We start from the raw sequence: 21937 nt of genomic DNA, 5'->3' as shown, positions 1-21937 counted from the left end.
TTTTGTTTTTCTAATGGCTTCTGGTTGTGTTTTTAACGATCCAAATAGCTTTTATCTGATTGATTCTTCCTTAGCTCTTCAAGAATTTCCTTCATCAAAGCTTCCTGTCTTTTTGTGCTCGTCACCAGCATGACGAACAGGATGATCATGGCCAGTGGAAGTACAAGTGAAATTAATACTCCCAACAGAGGGAATACACCAAACAATGGTTCCATATCCGGGACCTCCTTATCTTAGGCTGTTTTCGTATGCTTCTCAGCAGAACCCATTTCCGCAATCAGTTTCCATTAAGAGCCCAATTGAAAATCATAACTTTTTCAGCAAAGCTTCATTATTTTACAAGTGAATGCCTGAACGCGTAGATCACTGCCTGGGTGCGGTCCTGAACCTGCAGCTTGCTTAAGATATTGCTGACATGCGTTTTTACGGTTTTCAGGGCAATGAACAGCTCATCGGCGATTTCTTGATTCGTTTTGCCTTCGGCGATCAGCTTCAATACTTCCATCTCGCGCTCGGTCAGCTCTTCATGCAATTCGACGCTGTTCTTCTGTCGCATTTTCATCATCATCTTCCCGGTCACTTCGGGTTCAAGCACAGGCTGGCCGGAATATGTAACCCGCACCGCATTGGCAATTTCGCTGGCCTTAGAGGTTTTCAGCATATAGCTTGTCGCACCGGCTTCAAGTGCAGGATACACTTTTTCATCATCGAGGAAACTGGTCACGATAATGATTTTTGCTTCCGGCCACTGCTCAATGATCTGCCTTGTCGCTTCGATGCCATCCATTTCCTTCATGACCAGGTCCATCAAGATGATATCCGGCCGCAGTTCGAGTGCCATATCGACTCCCGCCTTGCCGTTATCCGCTTCGCCGATTACCTCGATATCCGGCTGGGCTGATAAATACGATGAGACACCGATCCGAACCATTTCATGATCATCTACAAACACTACTTTAATCATTTTTCCTCACCTGCCGCCACTAATATTGGAACTTTGACCTCAAGCCTGGTCCCTTTATTTTCAACACTTACAATCTTCAATGTCCCGCCGATTTCCCCCGCACGTTCGTGCATGTTTTGAAGCCCGTATGATCCCGCTTTCGCTTCTTCAACATTAAAGCCTATTCCGTCATCAACCACTCTCAATATGACTTTACCATCACGATGGATCAGCAGAACTTCCAGCTGATCCGCCTTTGCATGGCGCAGCGTATTCGAGATTGACTCCTGCAAAATCCGGAACAGATGGTCTTCGACGCCCTTATCAAGCGGAAACGGCTCGACCTTCCAGTTGATATTCATGGTAACTTTTTGTCTTAATTCGAGCAGCAGTTCCTCAATCCCTTCCTGCAGGCTCTTCCCTTTCAACGCGACCGGCCGGAGATGCAGAAGCAGCGCCCTCATTTCAAGCTGAGATTGGTGGATCATTTCCTCCACCATCTTCAGCTGCTTCGCTTCCCGTTCCTCCGACGGCCCCTTCGTTTCATTTATCGCCGACATCAGCATCGATGCCGCAAACAACTGCTGGCTCACCGAGTCATGCAGCTCCCTTGCAAGCCTGTTCCGCTCCTGGGAAATGATTTCCTGGATCCGCGATTCCTGCTCCTCCGCTTTTTCGGTTGCGAGCCTTTGGGATAGCATCGCTTTTTCTGAGATTTGTTTATACAGTTTGCTGACACGTTTCGAGATTGAAGTGATTTCTGCGTATGCCTGGTTTGCTTCTATTTCAGGCTGCTGCCCTTCCTCAAGCTGGAAGAGCCAGGTGTCCACTGTCTTGAATTGCTTGCGCCAGTATATGCCTGAAGCCATGCCGAACGCAATTCCAAGCACAACGCTGATGCTGAAAGTGAAGATAACAAACGGAATGTCCATCAGCTCACGGTTCCATAAATCGGAAAAGCGAGCTGCCGGGAAAGCCAGCCAATAGGACAGTGTCAGCGCGATAAACGATATGATTCCAAGGGTGAGTCCCCATAAAATCTGGCGCGTGGCAGTTGTCATATGCGTTTCACCTCGATATTCCCGACGATCATCGAGGTGAAGATTTTCACCTTTTGCCCGGCCTCTTCGTAACCAGGGGTCTGCACGTACAGACTTTGGTTCAGCACCCTGCCTTCCTGGTGTCCGAAAACTTCGGCAGAGCCAACAATCGATGAATGGCGGAGAGTGACTTCCACATCATATGGCACATATACCTTTACATTTCCGATGATATTCCGGATGAAAATTACCGTCTCGCCTTTTGGCAGCACCGTCATGCTCAAGTCGATCACGCTGTCGCCAATTGCGGTCTGGATGTTGACATCATCCCACTCATACACATGTGAGGGTGTTTCCTGATGTCCAAACAAGCGATTTTTAAAAAGCGGCGGTTTCTCAATCACCATTTCCTTGCTGACTTCCTTTTCAGGCTTCTGTAAAACTGGCGTAATCAGTTCAGGCTTCTTTTTTGATTGGATATATTGATATACCAGATAGATCAGTACCGCCAACAGGAAAAACCTGAAGGTCATCATGCTGAAAACGCTGCTCAGGAAAAAGAATAATCCCGCCCAGAACAGCACCTTTCCTGATTTTTTCGGCATTAAAGAGCGTCCAAAGTAAATCATCGCTCCACTTGCCAGAAGGGAGAAAATCAGCCCTTCGTTGAAAAAAGAAACTTCCAGCAAAAGGAGGATCACTCCGGTAATCACAATCCAGCTGACATAATCATTTTTCATCTTGTTCAACACGGTGTTTTCCCCCTTCCTTTTTAAATATTTGGGATTAAGTTTACTGTGGAATGAAGTTGAAGTTCAATAGAGGTGATATCCAAAAGGCGCAGCTGCCTGCGCCTTTATAGAATACCATGTTTTGCCTATTAAATAGTATGGGTTTCTTTATTTTTGAACTCTTTTTCGAGCTGGGCAATCCTTGCGTCAATCGTATTACGGTGATAGTTGCTGTTCACCTTTTCTTCTAATTGATCAAGATAGGCTTCCATATCCGTGAACCTAGAATAGGCTTTGTCGGAGCCATCGCTGTGGTCAAGCACCTGGTCCATCCGGTAATTGGCACGAGTAACATTCTCACGGCCCATCAATTCGAGTCGTCGGATGTGCATATCCTTCAATTTATGCTTCATGTCTTCATATTTATGTTCGAGCTCCACCTGCTGCTTGCCTGCATTTTCCATCGCTTCCTTCAGTCGGGCTGAGCGTTCTTCATATTGAACCTGTTCCCTGCTGGCGAACTCCTGAAGTTCCGCTTCCCCCGCTCTCATCGCGATTTCCGTCTGATGTCTCCGTTTGTCTGCCATTTCAATTGCCTGCTGGTATTCCCGGGCAAACTGTTCCTTAAGCTGGCCCTGGCGTTCAAGCAGCTTCGCGACCTTTTCAGTCTCCGCTTCACATTCACGAAGATACTGGTTCAACAGTGCAATCGGGTTCTTTCTTTCCTTCTGGTCAAGTGCCTCATGAAGATCTGCCATTACAGTGTTTTTGATTCTTGTTAATAGATTAGCCATTTACAATCTCTCCTTTTTTTTCGCATATAGTAGTGTTTCAGCAGCCTAGTTGTTTTTCATTTCTGCCCATTGCTTCTCGAAGTTGACAAATGGATCGTTTGCTTCTTTCATTGCTACTTCTTTTTTGTCCCAGTTCTTGTATACAAGGTAAAGGACGTAAGCTGCTGCGATTCCCAGGATTGCTGGCACATTTGAAGCTGCAGCCATCAAGATGATGAACCCGGCTATTCCCCAGCCGATTTTTCCGGCTGTCGAGTGAGCCTTTAAAAATTGCTTTACGACAAAGTAAAGCACCAGCAAGCTCACGCCGAGACCCACAAGCGGACCAAGGTTTGACATCAGTACCATTGCAGCGATGAAGCCGGCAAACAGTAAACCAAATTTTTTCATGTTCAATTCCTCCTTATCTCTTATGTACTCATCTTACCTTTGCCGTAAAAAATCCATAACGTGCCTGAGCTTGATTTTCAGGTAGGTCCTGAGGCTTAGCACCATACCGGACCGGTCGTCACTCTTGCGTTTTCCTCTCATAAAAATACCCCGGTGACAGCTTCACCGGGGTATTTCTTCCGTTCCTTATTTTGTGATGAACATCTGAGTCCAATAGTGTCCATAATCCCCGCCTGCAGCATGCCCGACACCAATGTGGGTGTATGCAGGGCTAAGGATATTTTTGCGATGTCCAGGGCTGTTCATCCATGATTGGACTACTTCGTGGGGGGTCCTCTGCCCCGCTGCTATATTTTCAGCCGCGCTCCTGTGGTTGACTCCAAAATTCCTCATCATGGTGAATGGACTGCCGTATGTAGGGCTTGTATGGGAAAAGTAACTTTTATCTCTCATTTCTGCAGATTTGTAACGCGCAACCCTTGAAAGCTGCCAGTCAGCTGCCACTGGCTTAAGTCCATTCTTCGCCCGCTCGTGGTTCGTCAACTGGATGACCTGGCTTTCAATACTCTTTGCGGCGCTTAAATTAGGGATATTGACTCGCTGGCCAGGATAAATCAATCTAGGATTCTTGAATTGCTGGTTAGCACCGATAAGTTCCGAAAGGCCAACCTTGAACCTGACCGAAATTTTCCATAAAGAGTCCCCATTCTGAACCGTATAGACTTGTTGCGCGAATGATGCGGTCGGAATAGCCATACTCATTAAAACAAGGGCCAATATGATTTTTTTTACCATCTTCACTCCTCCTCAACTGATAGGATGAGAAGATTTGATAAAAATATACAGTTGAATATTGAACTAACAAGAAAACATCACTTTAACAATGCATATAGTTTTATCAAGGGAGGAATGAGGATTATGGGATATCTATGGGTTATGACGATCGGTTATGTCATTTGTCTCGGCCTGCTTGGCGGTACTTTAATGTTTTTCATTACCTCTGCTTTTGATTTCGATGATGCAAGCCGGATTGATTTACTGGATACTAAAGAGAAAGAATAGCAAAAGCTGGCTGCTAAATTGATGCAGCCAGCTTTTGCCGTTTGAAACAGGGAAAAGGGCATCGCGGAATCGTAAATTGTCATTTTCAGAGACAGTAAAAAAAGCTGCCAATGGCAGCCTTTTCTATCGATTAAAAATCACGTGTGTTGTCAAAACGAGTGTTAGCCGGGTTGTCCGATGTTAGAGGTGCATCAACCGGGTTGGTCGTTCTTGTTCCATCCAAACCAGTGGTTGTTGTACCATCATTCAGGCCGACTCTGTTCTCTTCACGCTCGACGACTACAAGGATTTTGCCTTCTTTTACATAGCCTTCGTAACGTTCTGCTTCATCTTCCGGAATACCCATTCCGATTAATGCTCCGGCCAATCCGCCGGCACCTGCGCCTACTGCAGCACCAGTAAGTGTCGCAGCAATCGGGCCTGCAGCTACGATTGGGCCGATTCCAGGAATCGCTAGGGCTCCGATGCCTGCCAGTAATCCTGTAAGGCCGCCTAATATACCGCCTGTTGCCGCACCTGCAGCAAGACCTTCCTCAGTCTTTGTACCGGTTGCTTCGTTGACGTGATCAATCTCATCGTCGTTTTTACTAATAACAGAGATATCATCGGTATTGTACCCTTGCCTTTTCAGGTCCTCTACGGCCTGGATTGCGTCTTGCTCGTTATCATATACTCCAACAAGATGTTTTTCATGTTCAAACATATTAAAAGCCTCCTTTAGACGAGTAGTCCTTTTTAAAGATACCCGCATACAGGATGTGTAAACCTGATGTCGAAGGATTATTGACTGTGTGTATAGACGGATACGGTCTTGTTCAAGACCGAAGAAACTTGTGTCAGGTTCTCAGCCGTCAAGGTCAATTCCCTGACCGTCTCTCCCTGATTCTCAAACCCTGCTGCCATTTCGGCAATCCCGGCTGCATTTGTTTGTAAAATGACATTCGTTTCATTATTCATCGTCAACAATTTATCTGTCTGCTGATTCAAATCTGCAGTGTACTGGCTGATGGTGCCAATTTCCTTCTGGATGGACAGAATCCCATCCCGCATCTCATTATATTGCATTTCAACATTACCGAATAACTTGCTGCCCTTTTGTACTTCCATGCTTCCGCCAGACATGACATCCACCATCTGTTTAATGTCACTGCGGACAACCTCGATTGTATCCTGGATTTGCCGGGATGCATGCAGCGATTGCTCTGCCAATAATCGCACTTCACCGGCTACGACAGCAAAACCCTTCCCTTGTTCCCCTGCGCGTGCAGCTTCGATTGCCGCGTTTAATGCCAGCAGATTTGTTTGGTTGGCAATTCCAGAAATGATACTGACGATCTCTTCGATTTTATTCGTCTTTTCAGCCAGTGATTCAGCATCCCTGGCAGCCTGCCTCGTAATCTGATCCATCCGTCCCACCTGTGTGCTCGTTTCACTGATGAACGTCTGGCCTTGTTCACTTTTAACAGCATTGGTCGTGGACATTGTTTCAATCCGATTCGATAGTTCAGCAATCTCGCTGATTCTTTGCACCATATTATCAACAATATCACTCAGCACTGCCGAATGGCCCTGCTGCTGTTCAGCACCTGCAGAGACTTGAAGAATGGAAGCTTTTATTCTCTCGCTTTCATTTTCATGGACCTGTGAATTCTCGAATAGCTTTCTTGCAGAGTCGTGCAAAACCCGGGTATTGTCCTGGCATTGGGCTACGAGCAGCCTTAATTGACTGATCATCGCATCAAAATGGGAGGTCAGCTTCCCAATCTCGTCACTTGAATCACTTGCCAGTTCCACCGCCAGATCACCCTGAACAATTCTCTGTGTCGCTTGTGTGAGGCGATCGATGGGCTTGAATACCCTTTTGAATAAAATAATGATGAAAACAAGGCACCCTATTGAAATTAGTGAACCCGCAATGGCTGTCGAATACATACTCCTGGATACCAGTTCGGCTGGATCAGAGTCTACTTTGAATGAATTCAGCAAGTAAAAATTGTATAACGTCGAAATGGCATAAGCAAAGAATAACAAGCCAAAAAAAGCAAACACCTTTGTTTTCAACGAAAGGTCCCGCATACTATCCACTCCTGTAAAATCCCCAGCGCGAACACTGGGGATGAATGATCTTTCTATCATAATATCGGCATTTCCAGAAAATTTTCCATCCTATTCAACAGCTTTAGCCAGCGCAGCTTCAAATTGTGAAACGATATCCTCTCCGTGCTCAATTCCGACCGAAATCCTCACCAGACGATAAGTGATGCCAAGTTCTTCCTGCGCCTCAGGAGGGAGTGCGCGATGGGAGGTTTTCAGCGGATGGGAGACGGTGGTTTCGACGCCCGCAAGTGTCGGAACGATTTTTACCCAGCCAAGCGATTTGAAAAACTGGGCAGGATCCACATGCTCCGCCAGCTCAATTGATACGATAGCCCCAAATCCTTGTTCAGCTTCTGCGAATGGATAGTATACCTTTGCGATATTCTTATTTTCACGAAGACATTCGGCAAGCAATCTGGCATTCTCCGATTGTGCTTTCATTCTCAAGGCAAGCGTCTTCAAGCCTCTGCAGGTCAGCCACGCTTCAAATGGACTCAGATTCGCCCCAAGGTTGACGATTCTCGCGCGTGCTTCGGCAATCAGTTCTTTCCTGCCAACAATGACGCCTGAAGTGACATCGCTATGCCCGCCAATATATTTTGTCGCACTGTGGACAACCAGATCGGCACCGCCTTCATATGGACGCACATGGAGCGGAGTGGCAAACGTATTATCAACTAATACAACGAGTTTTTTAATCTTTGCCAGCTCGATGACTTCATCCAGCTTTTCAACGCGAAGCAGCGGATTCGTGATCGACTCTGTGTATAGAAGCTTTGTATTATGCTTGATGGCGTTTGTGACATTGCCCAAATCCGAGAACGGCACGAACGTTGTTTCAATCCCGAAGCGCTCAAGCTCTGCTTTTAGCATATGGAAGCTACCTCCATACACATCGTCCGCCGCAACAATATGGTCCCCACTCTTCACAACTGCCAGGACACCTGCCAAAATTGCAGCCAATCCAGATGAAGCCGCCACACCATCCTCTGCATGCTCAAGAGCCGCTACCGCTTGCCCGAGTTCATCCGTATTCGGATTGCCGACCCTGGAGTACAAATAATTGCCCTCACCCTGATAAAAACCCTCCAATTCATCAAGATCATTGAAGGTAAAAGCCGACGTCTGGTAAATCGGTGTTGCCTTGCTTTTAATACCCTGCTGCTTAGTATGTACAGAGTGAAGCACTTCCGTTTCAAATCTGTTGTTCGTCATTTCATCCACCTGCTTTTAAAAAATATAAAAACCTCTCCAAATAAGGAGAGGTTCCAATTGCTAAGCCTCTCTTATCTTCAGAAATCGTTCTTCAGGAATTAGCACCTTTCAATGAAAAAAGAAGGTTGCCGGGCTTCGCAGGGCCTGTCCCTCCGCCGCTCTGGATAAGAGTTATTGATTTAAAATAATTAATATTAGCAGAAGTATATCAATATCGCTGTAAATTCGTCAATGAACGATTTTCTAAAGATTTGTGAAGTCAATCTTCTGGATCACTGTCAAGCAAATCCCATGGTGTGATGACACCGATTGGCTTTCCGTGGCGGTCGCCTGTTTCCGTGATAATGACCGCCTGGAGCTTCTTGCCCCTCGTATGGTAACGCTCGAATAATTCCTCAATATGGTATAAAGATGCTTCCTCATCCACAAACGTCACGAAATAATTTTTCCCCTTGGTCAGCAATTCTTTCACCCGCACATCTTCAAAGTGAACGACACTGTCGGAAAAATGCTTCGCCATCCACTGGATGATCTCTGTTGAAGTCAGCAGTGCAACATATTTATCATCCTTGTCATAGACCGGGAATCTCGTAAAATCAAACTTGTTGATGACCTTAAGCACATCTTTTAGATAAGCATCCTCATAATAATAAAACACAGGACTGGTCGCGATTGATAATGCCGTCTGCGGCTTCTCGAACTCCTTCGCGATTTCCTCAATCCGCTCGACTACCTCGATATGCGGCTCGGCAATATAATAATCCGCATTCACCCGTTCATGGACAATCGCATTCCGCAGCTTGGCAAACTGATGCAGCTCACTTTTATACTTGCGGACCAATGAATGATTCTTATAGCCAGAGTACAGCAGCTCGACAAACGCATCGCTGTCCGTCCCCTTCACCATTTCCTTCAGCGCTTTATGGATCCGGTTAAAAGCCGTTTCAAACTTGCCGGATTGTTCTTTATGCTTTACCTCTTGATTTTCTGAAGACGCCTGAGAAGCAGAAGCTTTTTGCGATTTTTCATTGCCTGTGTTTTGGTTTTTTGCTTCGTCACTGCTTTGATTTGTTCCATTTGTGCTGTTCTGATTCATTGTTTTAGCGTTACTTTTTGTTTTTTTGCTGTTGTTTTGATCCGTTGTTTTACCGTTTTCTTGAGTTGCTGCTTTGCCGTTGTTCTGTTTTGTTGTTTTAGCGTTATCTTGGGTAGTTGCTTTGCCGTTGTTCTGTTTTGTTGTTTTAGTGTTATCTTGAGTCGTTATTTTGCTGTTTCTCTTTTTTGATGGTTTACCATTATTCTGATCGATTACTTTGCTTCTATCCTGCTTTGTTATTTTGCTGGAATCTTTTTTCGGCAGATCGTCAACGTTCTCTTCGGCACGCTTGAGGCGGTTATCGTCAACTGCCGGTCTTGGATTGGTTCGAAGATATGAATTGTTGCCGGTTTTCTTATTCTTGTTTCTATTGTGTTGATTTTTCCTTTTTTTCGACGTTGTCTGTTGCTTATTGGATCTATGTTTAACCTGAATTTCGTTAGCCAAAATGGTCCCTCCGTTGTTTCGAATCACTTCCCTACTCATTACCCCAAAACACGCATTTACTAATCATGGATATATAATGTAGAATTTCCAGATGACTTTTAAGTTTGATACAATAAGTATAGTACATACAATGCAATTAGAAAGTAGATTTTTATAGAAAAGGGTTTGATATTTAGTGGCAGCAACAAAGAAAAAAAGAGTCATAAAAGAGGTCACACAGCTTGTGACAATTACAATCGGGGCGATTATCGCTGCATTCGGGCTTGATATGTTCCTCGTCCCCAACGCCATCCTTGACGGAGGTGTCATCGGCCTTTCGATTATCGCAGCGGAATTGACCAACGTCTCGATGAGTATTTTCCTGATCCTGTTCAATCTGCCTTTCCTTTATATCGGATACAAGAGGATGGGTATGAAATTCACGCTTCGGACGCTGTACGGTGTCATTATTTTATCCGTAACGACAGCGTATTTCCATCACTTCGACCGGGTGACGGATGATTTATTTTTGGCCACCATCATCGGTGCCGTCATCCTCGGAACCGGCGTCGGCCTCGTCATCCGCGCTGGCGGGGCGCTTGACGGCACCGAAATCATCGCAATCCTTGTCAGCAAGAAGCGCACTGTGTCCGTTGGGCAGATCGTCATGATCATGAACTTGTTCATCTTCCTTTTGGCCGCCTTGCTCGTGTTCAGTTGGGAAACAGCCATGTACTCGATCATCACCTATTTTATCGCCTTTAAGATGATTGACGTCGTCGTTGAGGGTATGGAAGAGTTAAAATCGGTCACAATCATTTCCGATGTCCCGGAAGAAATCGCCGAAGCCCTTCTGAAGCAATTAGGACGCGGCATGACCTATATCCAGGGCCAGGGCGTTTTTTCAAGCGAACCAAAGAAAATCATCTATACGATCGTCAGCCGGATTGAATTGTCCACCCTGCGCTCGGTGGTTGATGATATCGATCCGAACGCGCTCGTCGCAATCGAGAATGTAGCCGACGTATCGGGGAGTAATTTTGATAAGGGCAGCGGGCATTAAAAAATGCAGACTTGGTCGAATAATCCATGAATGTGGTCGAATAAATTAAAAATCCGCCAAATTATTTTAAAATGTGGTCGAATTAACTCCAAAAGTGGTCGAATTATTTATTTTTTCGCCAATAAAATTTCTAAAAGAGCTCAATCCTGATATAAAAAATGCCCCTGAGAGGAAATTGCAGGGGCATTTTACTGTTAATCAATCGGATTATTGAATTTTTTCTCTTTCTGGCCGGTTGTAAACTCGACTAGCTCTTCTGGTGTGTTATTGCCTTTTTTCTTATTGTTGTTACGCTGGGCGTTTCCGTTGCCTAGCTTTTGCTTACCCATGCTTCTTCGCTCCTTTTAATGGATTCAAGGTGTAGTATGGATTTTTTCGCTGGCGTTTATTCCAAGTTCGGGTGCACGGCGGACCCTGGTTGCCTGTTCGTAGGCATAGGCAAGCTTGATCAGCAGCGGCTCGCTGAAGGCTGTGCCCGTGAAAGTAATTCCCACCGGTTCTCCTTCTTCCGTGTAATCAGTTGGTACCGTAACCGACGGATAGCCCGCCTTAGAGCCGATCGTCGAGCCGTCCATAGGGAAAAGCACCACATCTGCTCCGTATTCCTTCAGGGCATAGTCAATTCCCTGTTCCCTGGCCATATACAGATTGTACTCGAGTTCTTCGAGGTACTCTGCCTCCGTTAAAGTACCGCTTGTGGCTTCTGATTCCAGCAGCACTTCCTGGCCGTACTTCAACGTTTTCTCACCATGCTCATAATTAAAGGCAATGACATCCGCGAGCGTCTTGATTGGGATATTCAGTCCCTTTAAATAAGCATTCAGATCAGCCTTGAATTCATAGCTTAAAACATTGTGTCCCCACTTCGCTTTTGCTGCTGGGATTGCAGCTTCAATAACCTCAGCGCCAAGTTCCTCCAATTTTTCAAGCGCTTTTTGAAAAATTTGTTCCTGTTCCTTAGTCCATTTACCAATATACTCTTCCCTGGCAACTGCAATCTTTGTGCCTTTTAATGCTTTTTTATCGAAAAGAGAGTCATGGTTGAATTCAACTAAACTTACCATTGTTGCCTGGTCTTGCGGATCCTGCCCGGCAATCGCTTCTAAAAGATACACTGCATCCTTGACGGTTCTCGCCATCGGCCCTGCCGTGTCCTGGGTGTGGGCAATCGGGATGATGCCGCTGCGGCTGACCAGTCCGACTGTTGGCTTGATGCCAACCAGGGAATTCTGTGAGGAGGGGTTTAAAATCGAGCCATCCGTTTCCGTACCAACCGCAGCCGCCGCCAGATTCGCTGCAATCGACGCTCCAGATCCTGCGCTTGAGCCACCGACCTCGAACTTGCCGGGGCCATAAGGATTCAGTACCTGCCCCCCGCGTGAACTGTAGCCGCCTTTCATGCCATTTGCCATGAAATTGGCCCACTCGGTCATATTTGTTTTTCCGAGGATGACTGCGCCGGCTTCCCTGAGCTTGGATGCAACAAACGAATCCTTCAAGGCGATGGAATCCTTCAAGGCCAGCGACCCGGCGCTTGTATGCATTTTATCGCCAGTATCGATATTGTCTTTTACCATGATCGGGATACCGTGCAGCGGACTTCTCGGACCCTTTTGTTTTCGCTCAGCATCCAGTGCAGCCGCGATATGCAGAGCATCTGGATTCAATTCAAGCACCGATTTGATTGTTCTATCAAAAGCAGCGATCCTTGCCTGATACATCAGCACAAGATCATGTGAAGTCAGCTCGCCGCTCTCCATTTTCCCCTGCATGTCATCGATTGTCACTTCCGGGAGCCATTCTTCCATCAATGTATGTAAACGTGGATTTTTCATGTTCAACAGTTCCTTCCAATAATAAACTTCGGAATATATATTCTTTAAATTTCACAAAAATCCCTTTATTTATAGAAAAAAGCTATAGGACCGGCCTATAGCTTTTGAATTCCCTTATTCTGGATCGACAATTTTGCCACCGTAAAATTCCTTCAGCACTGGCTCGATATTAAGCGCCTTGCAGAATTTCTTCAAATCACGTTCTTCTCTTTCATTGACGATCGAGATGACAGTCCCTTCTGCGCCAAAACGGCCAGTACGTCCGGAACGGTGGATATACTTATCCTGTTCTCTTGGAAAATCGAAATGGACGACATGGGTGACACCTTTAATATCAAGCCCGCGAGCCGCGATGTCCGTGACAAGCAGCATCTCACTGTTGCCTTCGCGGAATTTATTCAAGTATTTCTGTCGGTCCTGCTTTGTCAGTTCGCTATGCAGCTGTCCAACCGGGATATCCTTGAAATTCAGCTTCTCAGCAGCGATGATCAGGTTAGGGATGTCCTTAATGAATACGAGCGACTTTGTACCGTCAAGACGCGCGATTTTCTCAAGAATTTTGATCTTGTCACGCTGCTCACTCAGGAAGTAAATATGCTCGACCTTCGCTGCATCAATGGTATCATCCTTTTTCACCTTGATGATTTCAGGATCATTCGCCAGCCTGTTGATTGATTTTTCAACAGCCTCTGGCAGTGTTGCTGAAAATAGTAATAGTTGCCTTTGATCAGCAAGAGTCGATTTTACAATACTCTTAACCGTCTCATTATGTTCAGGGGTCAACAGCTGGTCACCTTCATCAAGCACGATGGTGTGCACTTTGTGCATCTTCAGCTTTTTCTGCTTGATCAGTTCATTCGTCCGTCCAGGAGTGCCGACGATGATGTGCGGGCTCTTTTTCAGCTTGTCAATCTGGCGCTTAAGGTTCGCGCCGCCGATCAGGCTTGCCGATTTGATTCCGCTGCCTTCTCCCCATTTTTGGATTTCAGCGAGGATCTGCATGACAAGCTCCTGTGACGAAGCGAGGATGACAGCCTGTGTATTCTGCAGCTTCGCATCGATTTTATTTAAAACAGGAAGCAGGTACGCTAAAGTTTTGCCAGTACCAGTCGGCGATTCAGCGGCAACATCTTTTCCTTCTATTATTAATGGGATCGTTGTCGACTGGACTGAAGTCATTGCCTCGAATCCAGCCTTCTCCCAGGCCTGCTGCAGGAAAGGGTTCAATTGAGCGATTATTGGTTGAGTTTCTGACATGATTTTCTCCTTCACGTAAACATTCTAGTATTGATACTAGCTAAAACCTGCTTATAAGTCCAGTCTTCCCACGCTGAATCGCGATTTTCATCTAGTTTGTGACTCGGATTTATTTTATTGGCGGAGTTCACAACTTTATTGGCGAAAATATAATTTTATTGGCGACTCATGGACTTCTGTCAATAAAATAGATTATTTTATGCCAGGGATTGGCGTATTTTTTATTCCGCACTCCGTTTACACTTCGTTTGGATGCCTCAGCCAAAAGGAAAAATCAAAAACCGATTATTCCTTTAGGCTGAGGGCAACTCTTTTTTATTGGCGTCTTCTCTTTGCGCCTTTTCGAACGCCAATTCACATTCAATTGGAGTGGCGTATTCAAGTGTGGAATGAATTCTTTTCCTGTTATAAAATTGCACATAAAACTCGACAGCTGCTACCGCGGCTGCCTTTGTGGGAAATACAAATTTATAAAGGTATTCTTTTTTCAATGAAGCAAAAAAGGACTCTACACAGGCATTGTCATAAGGAGTCGCTTTCCTGCTCATACTGATTGTGGCTTTAGCTGTCTTTAGGGCTTCGATATAATTGTTCGAACAATATTGTGATCCACGATCTGAATGGTGGATCCAACCCTCTTCGGGGTTTCGTAATGCAATAGCTTCATTTAAGGCACGGAGTGGCAGAGTATGCTCCATATTATCGTCTATGGCGTAGCTTATAACCCGGCGTGAAAATAAGTCAATAACAGGGTTCAAGTAAATAAAACCTTCTCCTGTATGGATATAGGTAATATCCGTTACCCATACTTTATTAGGCGCCTTGGGGTTGAAGTTACGGTCTAGTACATTTGGATATGTTCTCTTATCATGGTTTGAATCGGTAGTATGAACATATTTTTTCGGTGGCGTCGCATAGAGACCAAGCGCTCTCATACGATTGGCTACCTTCTTTTGTGAGACCTTTATATTATTCTCTGTCACAAGCTTTTTGTGGATCCTAGGACTCCCGAATGTAGAAAGGTTCTCATAAAAGTGGGAAATGATTAGTTTATCCAGATGAGTATCTTGTTTCTGCTTTTCCGTTTCGCCCTGTTCCTGACGCTTTAGCCATGCATAATAACCTGAGGTAGTAACGCCCAGTGCTTTGCACATCCTCACGATGGAGTGTTCATCCCTTTCTGAATGGATGAAAGCAAACTTTACTTCTTTTCTTGCGTGAAGATGTGCATGGCCTTTTTTAAGATTGTATTTTCCTCCTCCAGCTCCAACTTTCTTAATCTTTCTGCTTCATACAATTCTTTGTATTCTGAAGCGGTTAATAAGCGATTCTGGCGGTCTTTCTCTGCATCCTGTTGTCTTTTTCGATAGGCAGCTACCCATTTCTGTAGAGTGTCATACGAAATCTGAAGCTCGTTACTCACATCGACTATTTTTCGACCATCAAAAACAATCATTTTACAAACATACTCTTTAAATTCTATAGGATATTTCTTATATTTTTCCGCCATGTTTACACGTCCCTTATATTGTTGATTATGATTTAAACATGACGCCAATGCCTGTGTCCACTTTTTATACTAGCTTCACTCACATAGCTTTTCTGGCGAAAATTTTATTATATTGGCGATTTCCAACTTTTATTTGGCGACCTGGAAATTCCGCGTGGTTTTTTCCAATTCATATTAAAAAACATCGGACGAATAGTCGCCCGATGTCTTGAAGTTTTATTTATGGATCCAAACTGCACCAGCAGAGTTGTCTTTCGCTTCGCCGATTACCTTGAACTTGATCGGGAATTGAGCTGGAACTTTACGTCCCGCGTCTGGAATCAAGTCATTCATGTAAGACTTTGTAGAATCGAATTCTGTTACTCCTGGAAGACCTTTGTAGTCAAAGATTCCGCGAGATGGAGAATCGACATACCACGCAGGTGTCTGATCCATTGAGAATGCAGCATCTGCTACCTGGTAGCGTGTGCTTTGCTTAACAGAAGGCTTGCCGTTAAGAGTACCAACAATCGCTTCTGGATGTGAGTCGACTGGTCCAAGGAAGCCTTCACCCGGGTGGATACCAACCCAGTTATCTGTGAATGAATCATCCGCATACCATACGACCATACCAGTGTTGTACTTCACGCCGCGTCCTTCAAGCAATGCTTTGTCAGAACCAGCGTAGTTTCTCCACTCCAGATAATAGTAGTGGTCTTTAAAGAACGTGCCATTTGTTTGGATGAAACCATCAAGTGTTACGGCTGCGTCGCCTTCAGCACCATCAGCGAAAACTTCTTCGCCGTCAACTGTCAGCTTAAGCTCGTCCATTGCGAAACCTTCTGGAGCAAGGCCGCCGTCCGTTACGTATTCAAACGCAAGTTTTACTTTCTTGCCTGCGAATTGGCTTAAATCGTACTTTACATCAGTCCAGTTGCCTTCAGTAGTATCCATTCCACCGGCAACGTTTGTATCACCGATTTTGTCGATTTCTACTTCTTTGCCATCCACAAGTGCATTTACGTATACATAATCGTAATCGAATTCAACTTCATAATTCGCTTTGTATGAGAATTCAGCACTTGTTGCGTTTGTCAGATCAAATTCAGGTGTAACAAGTGTTGTATGAAGGTCATCGCCTTTTTGGCTGTAGTAGTACTTTTCGCCAAAGTCAGTTTGGATTCCCTTTACTTCTTTACCAGGAAGGTTTACTTTTACAATTCCCGGATTCTTTGATTTTGTAACACTCTGGTCAATGATTGTTGCCAGACCTTTAGAGTCGATGTCTTCGTAATTCACTTCTGTAATGTTAGCCCAGTTGCCGCCCATTGTCTTTTGGAAGAATTCTTTGTTTTGCGGTGAGAAGCTTGGTGCTTCTGTTCCAGCAATTTTCCCGTTCCAGCTTCCGCCAGACATGATGGACCAGGAAGCTACAGGGTCACCTTGTCCAGTGTACTGAGTGTCATACTCATCTGGAAGACCTAAGTCATGCCCAAATTCGTGAGCGAATACACCTACTGCGCCGTCTTCAGGCTCTACAGTGTAATCGAATGCAGCCATTTGCCCGCCCCAGTAAGGAACTGCAGCAGTTGTTCCAGGTACTCGGAAAGGAGCGTTGCCGACTACCCAGCGGTGTGACCAGATTGCATCGTCACCAAGCTTGCCGCCGCCTGCTTCCTGGCCAACGCCAGAGTGAAGCACCATCAAGTGGTCAACAAGGCCATCCGGCTCATTCTGGTTTCCATCGCCATCGAGGTCGTACTGGTCAAAGTGGTCATATTCAGCTAAGTCGATTCCGGATTCAGCTGCTGCTACCAATGCATCCTTAACAAGTCCGCGTGCACCCTTTGCCCCAGGTGCATTATCATGGCCGCCTTCAGGATTGTCGCCGCCATATTCAGCAGCTGTACCAGGCACCTTCAGCCAGTTGGAAACTTCGCCTGTAACTGTGTAGCTTCCGCCTGATTGCTCTTCATAATATTGCTTGAATGTCTTTACCTTTTCCCCATTGAAAAGTGTGAAGTCTTCATCACCGAACAGCATTTTTTGATAGTGTTCGCGATTGAAGTCATCAGCCCACATATAGCCTTCTTCTTGATCGATGTTATTGTGCGGGAAGTCCGCATATTCTACTAAAAGAACAAGTACCTTATCCTCACGAACGTCTCCATTGTAGTTAGCCTGCTTAGCAGAGTCTACCTTTACTGCACCAGTCGGCTTTCCTTTTTTGAAGTTTTCATGACCTTTATCAAGCTGCTTAGCAAGCTTGTCCTTTTGTTTTGAAACAAAATCTTTGGCTTTTTTATCAAATGCCTGCTCTTCTTTTGTCAAAGACTTATCAGACTTTCCAGGCTTTTCACCTTGCTTCTTCTCGATATAAGCAGTGACTGCCTTGTTTACTTCTTCCTGTGAAGCTCCTTTAGAAATCAGCCCGCGCTTCTGCAAAGCTTTTGCCAGCCGATCTTGGTCGACGATATTCAGGTCGATTGGTGCAGATTCCGGTGCAGTGGCAGCAGCCACATCCTTAGTTGCTGCAGGTGTACCTGCAAATGAACCAGCAAATAACGTCGAAGCGAATACTGCGCTTGCCGCAACGCTGGAAAGTACCTTCAACGAACTCTTTTTCTTCAAAAAGATTACCCCCTGCTATTTTCCAAGTTTCGATTATTCATATATTCTGAAGAATCTGATTGAAATTGTAGCAAGGTTTTGAAAAATTGTAAATTTTTATAATTTAATAATATTTACCTATAAAATTTTGTATTTTTTGTCGGAATAACCCAATCTAAAAATTAATTGATTCTTTTATCCTGTTTTAATCTCAACAATAAGTGTAAATGGAACTATTTCCTTAAACTCATTTATTGGGAAAATTTCTTCGCGTCTCTAAATTTGATTCTATTGGACTATTAGGTAAATACTGGTTCCTAATAAAAAGGAGAGCACAATGGTGTGCTCCCCTTCTAAACTATTAATTTAATTTTGTTACACGGCCCTCGATTTGAGGATTTACTTCACCATGTGCCTTAATATAGTTGACCAATGCATCCAAATCTACTACATCGATTGTCTTATCAGTGATTGTTGCCAGTATTGCATAACCATCCCCGCCGCCTGCCATGTAGTTGTTGACGGTGATCGAGTAAGTTTTATCCATTTCAACAGGTGTGCCATCATTCTTCGTGATCGACACAATGCGGTCTCCCGCAGCTCTTGAATCATCATAAGCTACCTTCAGACCGGAAATAGGCATGATACGGACTTTGCTGCCCCATTGCTGCTCAAGCAATGTTTTAATGACTTCACCAGTCACGTTCATTTTCACAAGATCATTTCCGAATGGCTGGACGGTAAAAGCTTCCTTCCATGTGATGTCGCCGGCGTCGATGTCAGCACGGACTCCGCCAGAGTTCATGAAGGCAAAATCAGTGCCTGTCTGCCAGCGCATAGAATCAGCTACCAGGTTGCCCATAGCAGATTCACCAGCAGCACTTGTATCACGGCTAATATAAGAAGGTGTTGTTCCAATTACTTCATTCAGAATCGGTGCGACATCAGCTACATAGCTATCCAGCATCGCTTTGATTTCAGCATCCGGCTGGATTTTGTCACGGTATGTCGTCACGATTTCAGACTTGCCAACCATGACATCCTTTGTAACAGGGTTGATCAGTAAGTCTACATCAGAAAAAGCAGTACCTGAAGAATAAGACTGGACAACAATCTTGCCATCTACTTTAGTGTTCGTGAAAGCATGATTATGCCCGCCCATTAACACATCTACTTCATCATCCACATTTTGAGCGATCTCAACAAGTTCTTCTCCAGCGTTTGATCCATCTGGTTTAGAGGTTGATGGGTTATGTGCTAATACAACAATTGTTTCTACACCCTGAGCTTTTAACTCCTCAGTATAGCGGTTGATCGCTTCCGCTTCGTCTGTGAACTTTACATCTGTGACAGCACTAGGGATAACAATGCTTGGAGTGTCAGATAATGCTACTCCGATTATTCCGACTGGAATTCCGTTCACATCGATCACAGTATATGGATCTAAAACATTTTCACCAGTCTCTTTGTAAACAAGGTTAGCGGCAAGATATGGGAAGTCAGCGCCTTCGAATTCACCGTACTTATCCACTGTTTTTGGATGGCTTCCACCATCGATTAAGCGCAGCATTTCTTCTACGCCTTCATCAAATTCATGGTTGCCTACAGTACCAGCGTCAAAACCAATCTTGTTCAAAATCTTGATCGTTGGCTCGTCCTGAAGCAACGCTGAAACCGGGGAGCTTGCTCCTACAGCATCGCCAGCATGAAGCATCAATGTGTTAGGATTTGTCGCTTCACGTTCTTTCAAATATGCAGCAAGGTAATCAACACCGCCCGCATTGATTTTAGAATTGTAAGTGTCCAGCTGTCCATGGAAATCATTGATTCCTAAAAGCTGAAGGCCGATTGGCAAATGAAGCTGGTATTTAGCAAATCCATTTGCAGCCTCACCTGCATAGTTAATCAAACCACTCTCTGGCAATGCATTTTGCGCATCAGGAGTTGAGTTGAAAGTAACATTCAAATCTTTGCTTACCCCTGCAAAGCTCCAGTTGTTATCAGCTGATGGATCGATTGTACCAACTTCACGGATATAATCGATGATCGCCTGGCGGTTCTCATCTGGATACATTTCTACTGCTGTCTGGTTTACCACGCCAGGGAATGATCCCGTAGCACGATAGTTGTTTGTTACAACAAGAAACTCTTGCTCAAGGTCGATTGGCTGTCCATTATATTGAAGGTTTTTGATACGGTTTGCCCCAGCATCAACCAGATTGCCCTTATCATCGTACTTAGCCGGCTCTGTCACATCGATTTCATAAGTAACACCATCAATGACATCATAGTTATAAACCGGGAACTTCGGATTGATTAACGGCTGTTCTGTTGTGATGTTCTCATCAATCTGATTGAATTGTCCAGCAGACATTTCAAGCCATTCTTTTACATCGCTGCCTTTGATTTTGATTGTGGAAACTGTATTTGGGTACAAATAAAGATCTGCCACGTTCTTGATTGCAATCGTTCCTTTTGGAATATAAGTGTAATCACTCACACCGCCTCTTCCAGACTTGAATGGAGCACCCGCGGATAGGATTGGCAGATTTTCATCAGACGTTCCTTTTACCTGCTTTTCCACATACCATTTTTGTGCGTTCGTTACGATCTGGATTGATGGGTCATCTTGTACAAGCGCGAAGTAACTGTTGATGTCGGCAGCAGTTTCCCCAACAGGCTGGCGGACATAATTGACAGTTCCTTCATGGTCCTCTTTTACAGCTTCTAAAATCTCTTTGTCAGCCTCAACTAATGGAGTCTTTGTTCCTTTATCGTAAATCGCTCTTAACTCGGACTTAGAATTTTTAACATTCCATTTTCCTTTTTCCTTGGCAATTGTTATGTCCATAACGCCAAGCTGGTTGCCCCAGTTTCCTGCCATGACAACAGGTACACCGTTGATCGTGCCATTGTCAGGGTCCACTCCAGGCAAGTCCGTAAAGCTGCCAGGGAATGTTAAGTGGTTGTGACCAGTGATGATCGCATCAATGCCGTCAACCAGTGACAGGTCGTATGCAGCGTTCTCTTCCATTTCCACAACTTTTTCATCGCCAATTCCAGAGTGGGATAGCGCGATGATGATGTCAGCGCCTTCTTCCTTCATTTTCGGAATTTGTGCTTCAACTGATTTTACGATGTCCTTTGTAATCACCTTGCCATCGAGATTTGCTTTATCCCATTGCAGGATTTGCGGTGTTACAGCACCGACAACACCAACCTTGAGCACCTGTGTCTTGCCGTTATTATCGGTGACTTTCTTGTTGAAAATCGTATATGGCTTAAAGTAGTTTTCATCATTGTCTGGATTATCGTCGCCATCATCCTTGAATACGTTTGCATTGACATATGGCATTGGCGCATCGTCCAGCACTTCGTCAAGGTAATCCAACCCGTAGTTGAATTCATGGTTGCCGACTGTAGCCGCATCATAATCCAATAGTTCCATAGCTTCAAAGACCGGATGCATTTCACCGTCTTCCAGTACATCAACCTTGGCTTTATAGTCGCCAAGCGGATTTCCCTGGATCAAATCTCCGTTATCAAAAAGGAGATTGTTCTTTCCTTCTTTTTCCGCCCTTGCCTGCTTGATCAGGGTAGCCGTCTTGGCCAGGCCGAATTCGTTCGTTGGTGCATCTTTGTAATAATCATAGTTATATAAATGTGTATGAATATCAGTAGTCCCCATGATTCGCAGTTGTACTTCATGTTTTCCTGCTTTATCAGGCTTACCTGCCGCAAATGACTTATAAGAAACAGGTCCTGCCAATACTGACAATGCCATTGTCGTAGCAACGACAGTTTTTCCTAGCTGGCGCAAAGGCTTCTTCAAGAAAATCCATCTCCTTAATAATTAATTTGGTAACATACGAGTTTAATTATAGTAGGA

General features: G+C 44.8%; 20 protein-coding genes and 1 riboswitch. Of the genes, 2 read left to right on the top strand and 18 right to left on the bottom strand.

Going from position 1 to position 21937, the window contains the following annotated elements:
- Positions 1-32 precede the first annotated feature (32 nt).
- The 7 genes from QNH36_RS04725 to safA all read right to left on the bottom strand — a co-directional run bounded on the left by QNH36_RS04725 (position 33) and on the right by safA (position 4693).
- Positions 33-215, bottom strand: a complete 183-nt coding sequence (locus tag QNH36_RS04725) for a hypothetical protein (RefSeq protein ID WP_144475234.1) — start codon at positions 213-215, stop codon at positions 33-35.
- Positions 216-331: 116 nt separating this feature from the next.
- Positions 332-964, bottom strand: a complete 633-nt coding sequence (locus QNH36_RS04720; RefSeq protein ID WP_144475235.1) for a response regulator transcription factor — start codon at positions 962-964, stop codon at positions 332-334.
- Positions 961-2004, bottom strand: coding sequence for a sensor histidine kinase (locus QNH36_RS04715; protein WP_283904850.1), 1044 nt, complete (start codon positions 2002-2004; stop codon positions 961-963). Before QNH36_RS04715 ends, QNH36_RS04720 begins: the two co-directional genes overlap by 4 nt.
- Complete coding sequence (gene liaF, locus QNH36_RS04710) at positions 2001-2735, bottom strand: cell wall-active antibiotics response protein LiaF (RefSeq protein WP_283904849.1); 735 nt, start codon at positions 2733-2735, stop codon at positions 2001-2003. Before liaF ends, QNH36_RS04715 begins: the two co-directional genes overlap by 4 nt.
- A gap of 128 nt (positions 2736-2863) precedes the next feature.
- Entirely contained in the window at positions 2864-3508 is a 645-nt protein-coding gene (locus QNH36_RS04705; RefSeq protein ID WP_144475237.1) for a PspA/IM30 family protein, read from the bottom strand.
- Positions 3509-3553: 45 nt separating this feature from the next.
- Positions 3554-3898, bottom strand: a complete 345-nt coding sequence (locus QNH36_RS04700; protein WP_144475238.1) for a lmo0954 family membrane protein — start codon at positions 3896-3898, stop codon at positions 3554-3556.
- A gap of 186 nt (positions 3899-4084) precedes the next feature.
- On the bottom strand, positions 4085-4693 hold the full coding sequence (gene safA / locus QNH36_RS04695) for a SafA/ExsA family spore coat assembly protein (protein WP_283904848.1): 609 nt from the start codon (positions 4691-4693) through the stop codon (positions 4085-4087).
- A gap of 123 nt (positions 4694-4816) precedes the next feature.
- On the opposite strand from safA, the gene QNH36_RS04690 reads away from it, so the two are divergent.
- Positions 4817-4960: a hypothetical protein gene (locus QNH36_RS04690; RefSeq protein ID WP_186326696.1), complete on the top strand. Its 144-nt coding sequence runs from the start codon at positions 4817-4819 to the stop codon at positions 4958-4960.
- Between the two features lie 130 nt (positions 4961-5090).
- On the opposite strand, the gene QNH36_RS04685 is transcribed toward QNH36_RS04690, so the two are convergent.
- The 4 genes from QNH36_RS04685 to QNH36_RS04670 form a co-directional block, all read right to left on the bottom strand.
- A complete protein-coding gene (locus QNH36_RS04685; protein WP_144475240.1) occupies positions 5091-5663 on the bottom strand; it encodes a YflT domain-containing protein in 573 nt (190 codons plus the stop codon).
- A gap of 77 nt (positions 5664-5740) precedes the next feature.
- Positions 5741-7036: a methyl-accepting chemotaxis protein gene (locus tag QNH36_RS04680; RefSeq protein ID WP_283904847.1), complete on the bottom strand. Its 1296-nt coding sequence runs from the start codon at positions 7034-7036 to the stop codon at positions 5741-5743.
- A gap of 90 nt (positions 7037-7126) precedes the next feature.
- The gene (locus QNH36_RS04675; protein ID WP_283904846.1) at positions 7127-8272 is read right to left on the bottom strand and encodes a trans-sulfuration enzyme family protein; all 1146 of its coding nucleotides are present in this window, start codon (positions 8270-8272) and stop codon (positions 7127-7129) included.
- A gap of 68 nt (positions 8273-8340) precedes the next feature.
- Positions 8341-8443, bottom strand: a riboswitch (SAM riboswitch).
- Positions 8444-8531: 88 nt separating this feature from the next.
- Complete coding sequence (locus tag QNH36_RS04670) at positions 8532-9815, bottom strand: CBS domain-containing protein (RefSeq protein ID WP_260983521.1); 1284 nt, start codon at positions 9813-9815, stop codon at positions 8532-8534.
- 175 nt (positions 9816-9990) lie between these two features.
- Between QNH36_RS04670 and QNH36_RS04665 the strand changes: the two genes are divergently transcribed.
- Positions 9991-10857 (top strand): YitT family protein, encoded by an 867-nt coding sequence (locus tag QNH36_RS04665; RefSeq protein ID WP_144475243.1) that lies wholly within the window; start codon positions 9991-9993, stop codon positions 10855-10857.
- Positions 10858-11051: 194 nt separating this feature from the next.
- Here the strand turns inward: QNH36_RS04665 and QNH36_RS04660 are convergent, their stop codons facing one another.
- The 7 genes from QNH36_RS04660 to QNH36_RS04630 all read right to left on the bottom strand — a co-directional run bounded on the left by QNH36_RS04660 (position 11052) and on the right by QNH36_RS04630 (position 21880).
- Positions 11052-11186 carry a hypothetical protein gene (locus tag QNH36_RS04660; protein ID WP_260983522.1) on the bottom strand — a complete coding sequence of 45 codons (135 nt, stop codon included), beginning with the start codon at positions 11184-11186 and terminating at the stop codon, positions 11052-11054.
- A 24-nt stretch (positions 11187-11210) separates the two neighbouring features.
- A complete protein-coding gene (locus QNH36_RS04655; protein ID WP_144475244.1) occupies positions 11211-12692 on the bottom strand; it encodes an amidase family protein in 1482 nt (493 codons plus the stop codon).
- 114 nt (positions 12693-12806) lie between these two features.
- On the bottom strand, positions 12807-13949 hold the full coding sequence (locus QNH36_RS04650; protein ID WP_283904845.1) for a DEAD/DEAH box helicase: 1143 nt from the start codon (positions 13947-13949) through the stop codon (positions 12807-12809).
- Between the two features lie 293 nt (positions 13950-14242).
- Complete coding sequence (locus QNH36_RS04645) at positions 14243-15139, bottom strand: IS3 family transposase (protein WP_283905374.1); 897 nt, start codon at positions 15137-15139, stop codon at positions 14243-14245.
- 11 nt (positions 15140-15150) lie between these two features.
- A complete protein-coding gene (locus tag QNH36_RS04640; protein WP_283903722.1) occupies positions 15151-15459 on the bottom strand; it encodes a transposase in 309 nt (102 codons plus the stop codon).
- A 216-nt stretch (positions 15460-15675) separates the two neighbouring features.
- Entirely contained in the window at positions 15676-18069 is a 2394-nt protein-coding gene (locus QNH36_RS04635; protein WP_186326661.1) for an immune inhibitor A domain-containing protein, read from the bottom strand.
- A 340-nt stretch (positions 18070-18409) separates the two neighbouring features.
- Entirely contained in the window at positions 18410-21880 is a 3471-nt protein-coding gene (locus QNH36_RS04630; protein ID WP_251544680.1) for a bifunctional 2',3'-cyclic-nucleotide 2'-phosphodiesterase/3'-nucleotidase, read from the bottom strand.
- Between the last annotated feature and the right edge of the window lie 57 nt (positions 21881-21937).

It is taken from the genome of Mesobacillus sp. AQ2 (assembly GCF_030122805.1).
Lineage (GTDB): Bacteria > Bacillota > Bacilli > Bacillales > Cytobacillaceae > Mesobacillus > Mesobacillus oceanisediminis_A.
This window is presented reverse-complemented; position numbering and strand designations above follow the sequence as displayed.